The sequence below is a fragment of the Streptomyces venezuelae genome (genome assembly GCF_008642335.1).
GTDB classification, from domain to species: domain Bacteria; phylum Actinomycetota; class Actinomycetes; order Streptomycetales; family Streptomycetaceae; genus Streptomyces; species Streptomyces venezuelae_F.
On sequence record NZ_CP029191.1, the window covers coordinates 1,796,655 to 1,810,794 of the forward strand.

Here is a 14,140-nt window from a genome sequence, read left to right on the forward strand (position 1 = left end):
GGAGATGTAATTCCATGACAGACGCACTCAAGCGCCTTTCAGAAGAAGGCGTCGCGATCTGGCTGGACGACCTGTCGCGCAAGCGGATCACGTCCGGCAACCTCGCCGAGCTGATCGACCAGCAGCACGTCGTGGGCGTCACGACCAACCCCTCGATCTTCCAGAAGGCGATCTCGCAGGGCGACGGTTACGACCAGCAGCTGTCGGACCTCGCCGCGCGCGAGGTCACCGTCGAAGAGGCCATCCGCATGATCACGACGGCGGACGTCCGTGACGCCGCCGACATCCTGCGCCCGGTCTTCGACGCCACCGGCGGCCAGGACGGCCGGGTGTCGATCGAGGTCGACCCGCGGCTCGCGCACAACACGAAGGCGACGGTCGCCGAGGCCAAGCAGCTCGCGTGGCTGGTGGACCGGCCGAACGCGCTGATCAAGATCCCGGCCACCAAGGCGGGCATCCCGGCGATCACCGAGGTCATCGGCCTCGGCATCAGCGTCAACGTGACGCTGATCTTCTCGCTCGAGCGCTACCGCATGGTGATGGACGCGTACCTGGCGGGCCTGGAGAAGGCCAAGGAGCGCGGCCTGGACCTGTCGAAGATCCACTCGGTGGCGTCCTTCTTCGTGTCCCGCGTGGACACCGAGATCGACAAGCGCCTGGACGGCATCGGCACGGACGAGGCCAAGTCCCTCAAGGGCAAGGCCGCGCTCGCCAACGCCCGGCTCGCGTACGAGGCGTACGAGGAGGTCTTCTCCTCGGACCGCTGGGCCGCCCTGGACAAGGCGCAGGCCAACAAGCAGCGTCCGCTGTGGGCCTCGACCGGCGTCAAGGACCCGGCGTACAAGGACACCCTGTACGTCGACGAGCTCGTCGCGCCGAACACGGTGAACACGATGCCCGAGGCGACCCTGGAGGCCACGGCCGACCACGGGCAGATCACGGGCAACACCATCGCGGGCACGTACGACCAGGCGCGCGCCGAGATCGCCGCGGTGGAGAAGCTCGGCATCGGCTACGACGAGGTCGTGCAGCTCCTCGAGGACGAGGGCGTCGAGAAGTTCGAGGCGTCCTGGACCGACCTGCTCAAGTCCACCGAGGCCGAGCTCAAGCGCCTCGCTCCCGCGAAGGGCTGACCCACTTTGTCAAGCAGCAATCCGCTGCGTGACGCCGCAGACCGACGGCTCCCGCGTATCGCGGGGCCGTCGGGCCTGGTCATTTTCGGCGTCACGGGCGATTTGTCCCGTAAAAAGTTGATGCCTGCCGTGTACGACCTCGCCAACCGGGGTCTCCTGCCGCCGGGCTTCGCCCTCATCGGCTTCGCCCGCCGCGAGTGGCAGGACGAGGACTTCGCGCAGGAGGTGCACGACGCCGTCAAGCAGCACGCGCGCACGCCCTTCCGCGAGGAGGTCTGGCAGCAGCTCATCCAGGGCATGCGCTTCGTCCAGGGCAACTTCGACGACGACGAGGCCTTCGAGCAGCTGAAGGCCACCATCCAGGAGCTGGACAAGGCGCAGGGAACGGGCGGCAACTTCGCCTTCTACCTCTCCGTGCCCCCCAAGTTCTTCCCCCAGGTCGTCCAGCAGCTCAAGAAGCACGAGCTCGCGGACGCCCCCGAGGGCTCCTGGCGGCGCGCCGTCATCGAGAAGCCGTTCGGCCACGACCTGGCGTCGGCCCAGGACCTCAACGCGATCGTGCACGAGGTGTTCGACCCGGACCAGGTGTTCCGGATCGACCACTACCTCGGCAAGGAGACCGTCCAGAACATCCTGGCGCTCCGCTTCGCCAACCAGATGTTCGAGCCGATCTGGAACCGGTCGTACGTGGACCACGTCCAGATCACGATGGCCGAGGACATCGGCATCGGCGGCCGCGCCGGCTACTACGACGGCATCGGCGCCGCCCGTGACGTCATCCAGAACCACCTGCTCCAGCTGATGGCGCTGACCGCGATGGAGGAGCCCGCCTCCTTCGACGCCGACGCGCTCGTCGCGGAGAAGGCGAAGGTGCTCGGCGCCGTCCGGCTGCCGAAGGACCTCGGCAAGGACACGGTGCGCGGGCAGTACGCCGCGGGCTGGCAGGGCGGCGAGAAGGCCGTCGGCTACCTCCAGGAAGACGGCATCGACCCCAAGTCGAAGACCGACACCTATGCCGCGATCAAGCTGCAGGTGGACAACCGCCGCTGGGCGGGCGTCCCGTTCTACCTGCGCACCGGCAAGCGCCTCGGCCGGCGCGTCACGGAGATCGCGGTCGTCTTCCAGCGCGCGCCGCACTCCCCCTTCGACCACACCGCCACCGAGGAGCTCGGGCAGAACGCGATCGTCATCCGCGTCCAGCCCGACGAGGGCATCACGGTGCGGTTCGGCTCGAAGGTGCCCGGCACCTCCATGGAGATCCGGGACGTCTCGATGGACTTCGCGTACGGCGAGTCCTTCACCGAGTCCAGCCCGGAGGCGTACGAGCGTCTGATCCTCGACGTCCTGCTCGGCGACGCCAACCTCTTCCCGCGCACGGAGGAGGTCGAGCTGTCCTGGAACATCCTCGACCCGATCGAGGAGTACTGGGACAAGCACGGCAAGCCCGCGCAGTACCCGGCCGGCACCTGGGGCCCGACCGAAGCGGACGAAATGCTCGCACGAGACGGACGGAGCTGGCGCCGGCCATGAAGATCGACCTCACGGACACCACGTCCAGCAAGATCAACAAGGCGCTCGTGCAGGGCCGCCGCGCGATCGGCACCCCGGCCGTCGGCATGGTCCTCACCCTCGTCATCGTCACCGACGAGGAGAACGCCTACGACTCCCTGAAGGCGGCGAGCGAGGCCTCCCGCGAGCACCCCTCGCGCACCCTCGTGGTCATCAAGCGCGCCGCCCGCTCGCCCCGCGACCGCACCACCTCGCGCCTCGACGCCGAGGTCAGGGTCGGCGCGGACGCGGGCACCGGCGAGACGGTGATCCTGCGGCTCTACGGCGAGGGCATCAACCACGCCCAGTCCGTCGTCCTGCCGCTGCTGCTCCCCGACGCCCCCGTGGTCGCCTGGTGGCCGGTGAACGCCCCGCTGGACCCCGCCAAGGACCCGCTGGGCGCCCTGGCCCAGCGCCGCGTCACGGACACGTACGCCGCCGAGCAGCCGATCCACGAGCTGACCGCGCGCGCCGAGGCCTACAGCCCCGGCGACACGGACCTGTCCTGGACCCGCATCACGCCGTGGCGCTCCATGCTGGCCGCCGCGCTCGACCAGGTCACCTGCAAGGTCACCTCGGTACAGGTGGAGGGCGAGGAGTTCAACCCGAGCTGCGAGCTGCTCGCCATGTGGCTCGCGGACCGCCTCGACGTCCCGGTGAAGCGCACGCTGTCGGCGGGCCCCGGTCTGACCGGCGTCCGCATGGAGACCACCTGCGGTCCCATCGTGCTCGACCGCGCCGACGGCTCGCTCGCCACGCTCTCCATCGAGGGGCAGCCCGACCGCGCGGTGGCGCTCAAGCGCCGCGAGGTGGCCGAGCTGATCGCCGAGGAGCTGCGCCGCCTCGACCCGGACGACACCTACGCGTCCGCGCTGAAGTACGGCGTGGACCGTCTCGGCGACCCGGCGGACCGCCCGGACTCGCTCCGTGACGAGAAGCCGTCCGAGGACGCGAAGGAAGAGGCCGAGGCCAAGGCGGCCGCGTCGGAGGAGCCGAAGCAGGCTCCGGCCAAGAAGGCGCCGGCCAAGAAGACCGCCACCAAGAAGGCGGCGGCGAAGTGACCGCGGCCCCGCAGCTCGTCGTCCACCGCGACAAGGAGCTGATGGCGCAGGCCGCCGCGGCCCGCCTCATCACGAAGATCGTCGACGCGCAGGCCGCCCGCGGCCACGCGTCGGTGGTCCTCACCGGCGGCCGCAACGGCAACGGCGTCCTCGCGGCGCTCGCCGCGTCCCCCGCGAAGGACGCGATCGACTGGTCGCGGCTCGACCTATGGTGGGGCGACGAGCGCTTCCTGCCGGACGGCGACCCGGAGCGCAACTACACCCAGGCCAAGGAGGCGCTGCTCGACTCGGTGCCCCTCAACCCGGCCCGGGTGCACCCGATGCCGGCCTCGGACGGCGCGTACGAGGTGGACGCGGCGGCGGAGATCTACGCCGCCGAGCTCACCGCGGCCGCGGGCCCGGAGGACCACGGTCCGGTGCCGACGTTCGACGTCCTGATGCTCGGCGTCGGCCCGGACACGCATGTCGCGTCGCTCTTCCCTGAGCTTCCGGCTGTGCGGGAGACGGAGCGCTCGGTGGTCGGCGTGCACGGCGCGCCGAAGCCCCCGCCGACCCGTGTCACGCTCACGCTCCCGGCGATCCGGGCGGCCCGCGAGGTGTGGCTGCTCGCGGCGGGCGAGGACAAGGCGAACGCCGCGGCGATCGCCCTGTCCGGCGCGGGCGAGGTGCAGGCCCCCGCGGCCGGTGCCTACGGCCGCTCGCGGACGCTGTGGCTCCTGGACGCCGCGGCGGCCTCCCAGCTCCCCCCGGAGCTGTACCCGCCGGCCGTCGCCTGACGGTTCACCGCGTCACGTCCCTGAGGGCCCCACACCATCCCGGTGCGGGGCCCTCAGTCGTTCACTCCTCAGGCGTCGGCGAGGACGCGTCGGTAGCTGCTGCCGTCCTGGGCGCGGACGAGGAGGCCGTCGGTGACGCAGTATCGGCGCAGGGCCGCCGTGTCGTCGTGGACGGTGCGGAACGCCTCGTTGACCTCGACCTCGCTGTAGGTGCGGTCGGCGTCGAAGAGGGTGTCCGTGAGGTGGACGAGGAGTTCGTGGCGCACGACGGGGCGGACCGGTATGGCGGTGAGGCGGCCATGCGTGAAGAAGCCGGTGAGGCGGCGCGGCACCGTGGGACGGTCGTGCGCGTCGACGGGGTCGGGCGAGCGCCGGAAGACGGCGGCGTCGGCCCGCAGCGAGCCGTCGGGCAGCCGCTCCACGAGGCCGGTGGCGAGGAGGCGTCCCAGGTGCTTGCGGGCGACGGCCGAGTCGGCCTCGCGGGGCGGCAGGTCGTCGAGGACGATCCGCGCGTACAGCCTGAGTCTCTCGGGGTCGGCGAGCGCGGCGTGCAGCTGGTCCATGACGGGGTCCCTCCCGGCGGGTGACGGAGCCGAAGCAGTGTCACCCGCCGGGCGGGCGGGCCGCATCCGATTAACAGAGGTGAGACTCGACTGGTGAGACTCAACGCCCGCGCAGATCGCGGTACTTGGCGACCAGCGCCGTGGTCGACCCGTCCAGGTCGGGCACCTCGGCGCCCTCGGTCAGCGCGGGCTCGACGCGCTTGGCGAGGACCTTGCCGAGCTCGACGCCCCACTGGTCGAAGGAGTCGATGTTCCACACGGCGCCCTGCACGAAGACCTTGTGCTCGTACAGCGCGATGAGCTGGCCGAGGACCGAGGGGGTCAGTTCCTTGGCGAGGATCGTCGTGGTGGGGTGGTTGCCCTTGAACGTCTTGTGCGGGACGAGCTCCTCCGCGACGCCCTCGGCGCGCACCTCGTCCGGCGTCTTGCCGAACGCCAGCGCCTGGGTCTGCGCGAAGAAGTTGGCCATCAGCAGGTCGTGCTGGGCGACCAGGCCGGGCAGCAGGTCGGCGACGGGCTCGGCGAAGCCGATGAAGTCCGCCGGGATCAACTTCGTGCCCTGGTGGATGAGTTGGTAGTAGGCGTGCTGGCCGTTGGTGCCGGGCGTGCCCCAGACGACCGGGCCCGTCTGCCAGTCGACCGGCTTTCCGTCGCGGTCGACGGACTTGCCGTTGGACTCCATGTCCAGCTGCTGGAGGTACGCGGTGAACTTGGAGAGGTAGTGCGAGTACGGCAGGACGGCGTGCGACTGCGCGTCGTGGAAGTTGCCGTACCAGACGCCCAACAGGCCCATCAGGAGCGGCACGTTGGACTCGGCGGGCGCCGTACGGAAGTGCTCGTCGACGAGGTGGAAGCCGTCGAGCATCTCGCGGAAGCGGTCGGGCCCGATGGCGATCATCAGGGAGAGGCCGATCGCCGAGTCGTACGAGTAGCGGCCGCCGACCCAGTCCCAGAACTCGAACATGTTGTCCGTGTCGATGCCGAAGTCGGAGACCTTCTCGGCGTTGGTCGACAGGGCCACGAAGTGCTTGGCGACGGCGTCCTGGCCTGCTTTCAGCTCGGTCAGCAGCCAGTCGCGCGCGGAGGTGGCGTTGGTGATCGTCTCGATGGTGGTGAACGTCTTCGAGGCGATGATGAACAGCGTCTCGGCGGCGTCCAGGTCCCGCACGGCCTCGTGCAGGTCCGCGCCGTCCACGTTCGACACGAAGCGGACCGTGAGGCCGCGGTCGGTGAAGGAGCGCAGCGCCTCGTACGCCATCGCGGGGCCGAGGTCGGAGCCGCCGATGCCGATGTTGACGACGTTCTTGATGCGCTTGCCGGTGTGACCGGTCCACTCGCCGGAGCGGACCTTCTCGGAGAAGGCGCTCATCTTGACGAGGACGGCGTGCACGGCGGGCACCACATTCTCGCCGTCGACCTCGATGACGGCGTCCCGCGGGGCGCGCAGCGCCGTGTGCAGGACGGCCCGGCCCTCGGTGGTGTTGATCTTCTCGCCGCGGAACATGGCGTCCCGCAGCCCGAAGACGTCGGTGGCGGCCGCCAGGTCGCGCAGGAGCGTCAGCGTCTCGTCGGTGACGAGGTGCTTGGAGTAGTCGATGTGCAGGTCGCCGACCTGGAGGGTGTACGCCGTGCCGCGCGCCGGGTCCGCGGCGAAGAGCTCTCGCAGCTGCACCTCCCCCAGCCGGTCACGGTGCTCGGTGAGCGCCGTCCACTCGGGAATCCGGTCGAGCCTGGCGCGGCTTTCTGCGTTCATCTCGGACTTCAGCCTTCTCTCGTACGTGCGTACGTTAATTGCCCCGCTGCACCCTCCAACCTAATCGATCAGGGAGCGGGATGAGATGTCCGAAACTGTCTCTCCGCACACGTACCGGAACAGCGAAACCGGCCGGACACTTTTCGTTGTCCGGCCGGTTCCGTTGTCGTATTCAAGTGCTAGATCTCGCCCCGCAGTTTGGCGAGCGCTTCCGCGAGGATGGCCTCCCCGTCCGCGTCGCTGCGCCGCTCGCGTACATACGCCAGGTGCGTCTTGTACGGCTCGGTGCGCGGCGGGTCCGGCGGGTTGTCCCGGTCCTGACCTGCCGGAAAGCCGCAGCGGGGACAGTCCCACGTATCGGGGACCTGCGCGTCGCTGGCGAAGCTCGGCTGCGTCTCGTGCCCGTTGGAGCACCAGAAGGAGATGCGCAGTCGCGGCGCGGACTCACCGCGCTCGGCCTCGCCCATCGGCCCCGCCCCGACCCGACTTCCTCGGATCGCGTTGCCACTTGCCACGGTCGTAACTCCCTGCGTGATGGTGCTGCTGCGGGCGCCTCAGTTTACGTAAGGCCCAACGCGCGTCCAGTGTTGGGAGTTACACCCCACCCCCGGACGCAAGCCCCATGATAAGCCGCACACGCGGGCTCGCACCGGACAAGCGACCAGTGGCTGACGCTAGTTGTTCGCCTTCATGAGAAGGCCGAGCGCGACAATGCACGCGAACCACAGCAGACCGACCACGACCGTGATGCGGTCGAGGTTGCGCTCGGCGACGGAGGATCCGCCGACGGACGACTGCATGCCGCCACCGAACATGTCGGAAAGACCGCCGCCCTTGCCCTTGTGCATCAGCACCAGCAACATCAGCAAGGCGCTGAAGACGATCAGGGCGATCGAGAACCCCATAACCACGGCTGGACCAACTTCCTCGGATCTGAATCGACGACGGGGGCCGAAGGCTTCGAGCTTCGACCCCCGTCAGGGTACGACGTAACGCCGCTAGCGCATACTCACTGGTCGCCGAAGCGAACGATCTTGACGAACTCGTCCGAGTCCAGCGCCGCGCCACCGACGAGCGCGCCGTCCACGTCGGGCTGCGCCATGATGTCGGCGACGTTCTTCGCCTTCACCGAGCCGCCGTACTGGATGCGGACCTTGTCGGCGAGCTCCTGCGAGTACAGCTCGGCGAGGCGGCCGCGGATCGCGCCGCAGACCTCCTGCGCGTCCTCGGGGGTCGCGACCTCGCCGGTGCCGATGGCCCAGACCGGCTCGTAGGCGATGACGATGGTCTCGGCCTGCTCGGCCGGGATGTCCTTCAGGCCGCCGTCGATCTGGTTCAGCGTGTACTGGACCTGCTGGCCCGCCTTGCGGATGTCCAGGCCCTCGCCGACGCAGAGGATCGGGGTCAGACCGTGCTTGTACGCGGCCTTCACCTTGGCGTTGCAGATCTCGTCGGTCTCGTTGTGGTACTGGCGGCGCTCGGAGTGGCCCACGGCGACGTAGGTGCACTTCAGCTTGGCCAGCATCGGGCCCGAGATCTCGCCGGTGTAGGCACCGGAGTCGTGCGCCGAGATGTCCTGGGCGCCGTACTTGATCTTGAGCTTGTCGCCGTCGACCAGGGTCTGCACGGAGCGCAGGTCGGTGAAGGGCGGCAGGACGGCGACCTCACAGGCCTCGTAGTCCTTGTCCGCCAGGGCGAAGGCGAGCTTCTGGACGTGGGCGATGGCCTCGAGGTGGTTGAGGTTCATCTTCCAGTTGCCCGCCATCAGCGGGGTACGCGTAGTCATCAGGTGTCAGTTCTCCAGTGCGGCGAGGCCGGGGAGCGTCTTGCCCTCGAGGTATTCGAGGGAGGCGCCGCCGCCGGTCGAGATGTGGCCGAATGCGTTTTCGTCGAAGCCCAGGTTACGTACGGCCGCGGCCGAGTCGCCGCCACCCACCACGGTGAAGCCGTCACAGTTGAGCAGGGCCCGCGCGACCGCGGCGGTGCCGTTCGCGTAGTCGGGGTGCTCGGCGACGCCGACCGGGCCGTTCCAGAACACGGTCTCGGCGTCGGCGATCTTGGAGGCGAAGAGCTCACGCGTCTTCGGGCCGATGTCCAGGCCCTCCTTGTCCGACGGGATCTTGTCCGCGTCGACGGTCTCGAAGTCCGCCGGAGCCTTCGTCTTCAGGTCGGGGAACTCCGTGGAGACCAGGACGTCCACGGGAAGGACGAGCTCGACGCCGTTCTTCTCGGCGCGCTCCATGTACTCCGTGACGGTCGCGATCTGATCCTCCTGGAGGAGGGAGATGCCGACCTCGTACCCCTTGGCCTTGAGGAAGGTGTACGCCATGCCGCCGCCGATGAGGAGGCGGTCGGCCTTGCCGAGCAGCTCGTCGATGACGGCGAGCTTGTCGGAGACCTTGGCGCCGCCGAGGATGACGGTGTACGGGCGCTTCACGTCCTCGGTGAGCTTCTTGAGGACACCGACCTCGGTGGCGATCAGGTAGCCCGCGTAGTGCGGGAGCTTCGCCGGCAGGTCGTACACGGAGGCGTGCTTGCGGTGCACGGCGCCGAAGCCGTCGCCCACGTAGACGTCGGCGAGGGCGGCCAGCTGATCGGCGAACTCGCCGCGCTCGGCGTCGTCCTTGGACGTCTCACCGGCGTTGAAGCGGAGGTTCTCGACGACGGCGACCTGACCGGGCTGCAGGCCCTTGACCGCGTCGTGCGCGGCGGGGCCGACGGTGTCCTGCGCGAACGCGACGGGCGCGCCGAGGAGTTCACCGAGCCGCTCGGCGGCGGGCAGCAGCGAGAAGGCCGGATCCGGGGCGCCCTTGGGGCGGCCCAGGTGCGAGGCCACGACCACCTTGGCGCCCGCGTCGGCGAGGGCCTTGACGGTCGGCAGGACGGCGCGGATGCGGCCGTCGTCGGTGATGGTGCCGTCGGCGAGCGGCACGTTGAGGTCGGCGCGGACGAAGACCCGCTTGCCGTCGACTCCTTCGGCGAGAAGTTCGTCGATCGTCTTCATGAACTGGACTCCTTGGGTGGGCTGACGCGCAACAGGGCCCGGAGCGCGCCTCGTTGCGCGGTCCGGACCCTGTGCTCACATCTAGGTGCCTGCTCTGGTGACTAGAGCTGACCGCCGACGAAGACGGTGAGGTCGACGAGGCGGTTCGAGTAGCCCCACTCGTTGTCGTACCAGCCGAGGATCTTCACCGTCTTGCCCTCCTGGACCATGGTCAGGGAGGAGTCGAAGGTGCAGGACGCCGGGTCGCCGACGATGTCGGACGACACGATCGGGTCCTCGGTGTAGTAGAGGATGCCCTTCAGGTCGCCGTCGTCCGCGGCCTTCTTGAACGCGGCGTTGACCTCGTCCTTGGTGACCTCGCGCTGCAGCTCGACGACCAGGTCGGTGGCGGAGCCGGTCGGGACCGGGACGCGCATCGCGATGCCGTCGAGCTTGCCCTTGAGCTGGGGCAGGACCAGGGCGGTGGCCTTCGCGGCACCGGTCGTGGTCGGAATGATGTTCTCGGCGGCGGCGCGGGCGCGGCGCAGGTCCGAGTGCGGGAAGTCCAGGATGCGCTGGTCGTTGGTGTACGCGTGGACCGTGGTCATCAGGCCCTTGACGATGCCGAAGTTCTCGTCGAGAACCTTGGCCATCGGCGCCACACAGTTGGTGGTGCAGGAGGCGTTGGAGATGACGTGGTGGTTGGCCGCGTCGTACTTGTCCTGGTTGACGCCCATCACGATCGTGATGTCCTCGTCCTTGGCCGGAGCCGAGATGAGGACCTTCTTGGCGCCGCCGGCGATGTGCTTCTCGGCGTCGGCCTTCTTGGTGAAGATACCGGTGGACTCGATGACCACGTCGACGCCCAGCTGACCCCACGGGATGTCGGCGGGGTTGCGCTCGGACAGCACCTTGATGGTGTGGCCGTCGACGGTGATGGTGTCCTCGGTGTGCGACACCTCGGCCTTGAGGCGGCCCAGAATGGTGTCGTACTTCAGCAGGTGCGCCGTGGTCGCGGTGTCACCCAGGTCGTTGACAGCCACGATCTCGATGTCCGCACCCTGCTCGAGCAGCGCGCGGAAGTAGTTGCGACCGATGCGGCCAAAGCCGTTGATGCCTACGCGGATCGTCACGAAACCGATCTCCTCGTTGGTACGCCGGTTTTAGACGCCGGCGAGTTGTATGGGATGTCCCCGACCGCCTCCGACCCTACCTCTCTGAAGCCTCTGAGGTGACATCGAGAGGGGCCGTTGGCGGCACAAAGGCCCGTACCCCGCAGTAGGGGTACGGGCCACCGGGACCTTGGTCCCGATTACGCACTGTCAGCTGCGCAGATGTGCCAGGGAGGCGCCCATAAGAGCGGCCCTTTCGGCGTCCGAGGGCACGTGCTCGAAGCCGAAGCCGAGGAGCACGCTGTCACGCGCTGTGACCGCCGCGAAGGAGCGGAAGAGCTCGCCGGTCCGCGCCCAGTCGCCTGTGATATTGGGGCTTCCGGCCGGGGGCGGCGCAACGCTCCAGGAGCCGAGCGAGGTCTCGAATCCCTCGGTCTCCGTGGCGTTGCCGTTGATGACGATTTGCGCGTTGTCGGCGAAGAGGCCGCGGCCTCCGGTCGAGGGGTCGGTGACGGAGCTGAGCGCCACCTCGATCTTCTTGCCCGCGTAGGGGCTGAGGTCGAAGGCGACGGGCTTCCAGCCGCCGGAGGAGCCGGTGAAGCTGTTCCAGGTGCCGCTGGTGCCGGACGCCGTGCAGCTGTCGGCACCGACCGTCAGGTAGTGCCGCAGGAACGGGTGGCCGTTGACGAAGAAGCCGGCCGCGCACTCGGCGGGGACGGCGGCGGACGAGTTGCCGTTCTTGTCGGGCAGCGTCGTCCAGTCGTCGGCTCCGGTGGTATGCGCCTCCAGCAGGCCGTGGTCGTAACCGGTCTCCAGGTTCCAGTTGAGGGCGAGGCGCAGCTCGGGCGCGTCGGCCGCCGTGACGCCGGTCAGGTCGATGGTGCGGGTGAGCCGCTTCCAGTCCTGGTCGGCGTGGGTGGCGGAGGCCATGCCCTGGCCCTCGAAGGGTGCGTACGGGTTGGTGAGGCCGGGGTAGGAGCCCGCGGCCGCGCTCTTGAACTGCGGGAACTTGTCGGCGGGCAGCGTCTCGGAGGTGACGGCGAAGCGGCCTGCCTTGTCCAGCGGGTTGGTGTCGGTGCCGGCGAGCGGCGTGGTCACCCCGGAGAGTGCGCCGCTCCCCTTGAAGCTGGTGACGCCCGGCGCGTTGAGCCGCTGGTAGGCGCCCAGGTAGTACTGCGCGAAGTCGTCCGTAAGGGCTTCGCCGAGGTCGACGTTGCCGCCGGTGCGCTCGCCGGACTCGATGAGCTTGCCGCCCTCGTTGAGGTAGTCGCGCAGGGCGAGTTGGGTGGGCGCGCCGGGGACGGGGTCGCCGGTGTAGTGGACGACGGCGGAGAAGTGCGACAGGACGCCGAGCGGGTGCGGGACGCCCTGCTTGGCGACGTCCCAGACGGCGGCGGTGCGTCCGTTGGCCTTGATGGCGTCGACGTACTTCTGGGTCTGGGTGGCCGTCGCGCCCTCCTCGGCGACGACGAGCGTGTTCGCCTTGGGGCGCTCGGCGACGGTGTAGGTGAAGTGCTCGCTCGTGGTGCGGCCCTTCTCGGCGCGTCCGGTGAACCACACCTCCACCTTGTCGCCGACGCGCGCGCCCTCGATCTCGGCGCGGTACTCGTCGAAGTGAAGGTTGTCGTCGCCGCCGTAGGTCTCGCCGCCCTTCCAGGCCTTGAGGTCCTCATCGTGCGTGCGGCCGCCGTTGATCCGGTAGTTGAGCTCCTTGTCGCGCACCGACTTGCGGGCGGTGACGGCGACTTCCTGGTCGCCTCCGCGGGCGTAGGAGGTGGTGAAGGAGTCGGGGGTGAAGTCGGGGGCCTCGATGCCGGTGACGGAGACCGGCTGGTCGGGGTGGAGCGCCGTCTCGGCGACGGCGAGCGCGAACGGGACGTTCTTGGCGAACTCCTGCTGGATCAGCTTCTCGTCGTCCGGGAAGGTGAAGATCGAGGCGCAGTCCTCGGGCTTCCACGCGTCGTTGGGGTCCACGTTCGACGCGGTCTGGCAGGTGGACATCTCCGGGGTGAACATCGAGATGCCGTTGACGTTGCCCGCGTGGCCGTCGGCCTCACCGTTGGTGGTGTACAGCTCGGAGGAGACCTGTGGGTGGTAGCCGGGGACGGCGGGCTTCTCCGGGGTGCCGTTCAGCGCGCGGTAGAGCACGTCGTCCGGGGTCGGCGTGGCGACCTGCCAGCCCACTCCGTAGAGGAGCAGTTCGGCCGCGGAGTGGTAGTTGATGCCGTACGTGAAGCCGATGCGCTTCTGGAAGCGGTCGAGCGCCTTGGTCTCGGGCTCGGACATCGGGCCCGTGCCGCGGTACGTCTCGGAGGACGGCTCCGGGGACGAGCCCTCGTTGTCGTAGCCCCACTTGTAGGCGAAGTTGCGGTTGAGGTCGACGCCGTCGCCCGGCGCGATCCTGCCGTCGCCGTCGATGTCGCGCAGGTTCTTGCGCCACTGGCGGTTGCCGCCGACGGCGTGCGTGTAGTCGTAGCCGTCGGGGTTGGCGGACAGCACGAACCACAGCTCGGTGGAGTCCACGAGCCTGGTGATGCGCTTGTCCTTGCCGTAGTTGTCCAGGTAGTGGTGCATGAGGCGGCGGGTCATCTCGGGGGTGATCCACTCGCGCGCGTGCTGGTTGGACATGTACAGCGTGGAGGGCTTGGAGCCGTCCTTGGACTTCTTGGCGTTCTTGGAGAGCTTCAGGGCGAGGATGTCCTTGCCCTGGAGGGTCTTGCCGATGGAGACGACCTTGGTGATGCCGGGGTTCGCCTGCCCGGTCTTGACGATCTCCTCCTGGAGACCGCCCTTTCCGCTGTACGGACGGAAAACGCCGTCCCCCGCGGCCTTGAGCCGCTTCTGCGTCGCCGCCGACACCTTGTGTTCGCTGAGCTCGACGCCCTTGCGTTCGATGGCCTTGGCCTGGCCCTTGGTCAAATACAGCTCGACGCGGCCGGTGCCGCTCTCGGGTGTCTGCCCGGCGAGTTCGTGGGCGTCCTGGCCGGCCTCGACGAGAATGGGTATCTGCTTCTTGGTGACCTCTGCCTGGTAGACCTGCAGGGCCGCCGGATCGTCGGCGGCCGGGGCCTGGCCCGGGCCGCTGGCCTGGGCGGTCGGTGCGGCGGCGAGGCCGCCGATGAGCAGTGCGCCGGTGGCGAGAACGGATCTCGCGCTCGCTCTTCGTCTCATGAGCCCCCCTTGCGGTTGTCCGGCACAGATATGCCGGATG

12 protein-coding genes are annotated in these 14,140 nt (G+C 69.0%); 4 read left to right on the plus strand and 8 right to left on the minus strand.

Annotated elements, in window-relative coordinates; all coding sequences use genetic code 11:
• The first annotated feature begins 14 nt into the window (after positions 1 to 14).
• From tal to pgl, 4 genes are read left to right on the plus strand one after another with little or no spacing between them, the layout of a single operon-like run.
• Positions 15 to 1,133 (plus strand): transaldolase, encoded by a 1,119-nt coding sequence (gene tal, locus DEJ49_RS08040; protein WP_150183479.1) that lies wholly within the window; start codon positions 15 to 17, stop codon positions 1,131 to 1,133.
• Between the two features lie 6 nt (positions 1,134 to 1,139).
• Positions 1,140 to 2,663, plus strand: a complete 1,524-nt coding sequence (gene zwf, locus DEJ49_RS08045) for a glucose-6-phosphate dehydrogenase (RefSeq protein WP_150166505.1) — start codon at positions 1,140 to 1,142, stop codon at positions 2,661 to 2,663.
• On the plus strand, positions 2,660 to 3,742 hold the full coding sequence (gene opcA, locus DEJ49_RS08050; RefSeq protein WP_150183480.1) for a glucose-6-phosphate dehydrogenase assembly protein OpcA: 1,083 nt from the start codon (positions 2,660 to 2,662) through the stop codon (positions 3,740 to 3,742). The genes zwf and opcA overlap by 4 nt, the downstream gene beginning before the upstream one ends.
• On the plus strand, positions 3,739 to 4,518 hold the full coding sequence (gene pgl, locus DEJ49_RS08055; RefSeq protein ID WP_150183481.1) for a 6-phosphogluconolactonase: 780 nt from the start codon (positions 3,739 to 3,741) through the stop codon (positions 4,516 to 4,518). The genes opcA and pgl overlap by 4 nt, the downstream gene beginning before the upstream one ends.
• Positions 4,519 to 4,586: 68 nt before the next feature.
• Here the strand turns inward: pgl and DEJ49_RS36945 are convergent, their stop codons facing one another.
• From DEJ49_RS36945 to DEJ49_RS08095, 8 genes are all read right to left on the minus strand, one after another.
• Positions 4,587 to 5,081 (minus strand): DUF2087 domain-containing protein, encoded by a 495-nt coding sequence (locus tag DEJ49_RS36945; protein WP_150183482.1) that lies wholly within the window; start codon positions 5,079 to 5,081, stop codon positions 4,587 to 4,589.
• 100 nt (positions 5,082 to 5,181) lie between these two features.
• On the minus strand, positions 5,182 to 6,834 hold the full coding sequence (pgi, locus tag DEJ49_RS08065; RefSeq protein WP_150183483.1) for a glucose-6-phosphate isomerase: 1,653 nt from the start codon (positions 6,832 to 6,834) through the stop codon (positions 5,182 to 5,184).
• A 179-nt stretch (positions 6,835 to 7,013) separates the two neighbouring features.
• Positions 7,014 to 7,349 (minus strand): RNA polymerase-binding protein RbpA, encoded by a 336-nt coding sequence (locus tag DEJ49_RS08070; RefSeq protein WP_003957010.1) that lies wholly within the window; start codon positions 7,347 to 7,349, stop codon positions 7,014 to 7,016.
• Positions 7,350 to 7,508: 159 nt separating this feature from the next.
• Entirely contained in the window at positions 7,509 to 7,739 is a 231-nt protein-coding gene (gene secG, locus DEJ49_RS08075; RefSeq protein ID WP_150166510.1) for a preprotein translocase subunit SecG, read from the minus strand.
• Between the two features lie 104 nt (positions 7,740 to 7,843).
• Positions 7,844 to 8,620 (minus strand): triose-phosphate isomerase, encoded by a 777-nt coding sequence (tpiA, locus tag DEJ49_RS36325; protein ID WP_150183484.1) that lies wholly within the window; start codon positions 8,618 to 8,620, stop codon positions 7,844 to 7,846.
• 6 nt (positions 8,621 to 8,626) lie between these two features.
• On the minus strand, positions 8,627 to 9,838 hold the full coding sequence (locus tag DEJ49_RS36330; protein ID WP_150183485.1) for a phosphoglycerate kinase: 1,212 nt from the start codon (positions 9,836 to 9,838) through the stop codon (positions 8,627 to 8,629).
• Between the two features lie 101 nt (positions 9,839 to 9,939).
• Positions 9,940 to 10,950, minus strand: a complete 1,011-nt coding sequence (gene gap, locus DEJ49_RS08090) for a type I glyceraldehyde-3-phosphate dehydrogenase (RefSeq protein WP_150183486.1) — start codon at positions 10,948 to 10,950, stop codon at positions 9,940 to 9,942.
• 189 nt (positions 10,951 to 11,139) lie between these two features.
• Positions 11,140 to 14,100: a M14 family metallopeptidase gene (locus tag DEJ49_RS08095; RefSeq protein WP_150183487.1), complete on the minus strand. Its 2,961-nt coding sequence runs from the start codon at positions 14,098 to 14,100 to the stop codon at positions 11,140 to 11,142.
• Between the last annotated feature and the right edge of the window lie 40 nt (positions 14,101 to 14,140).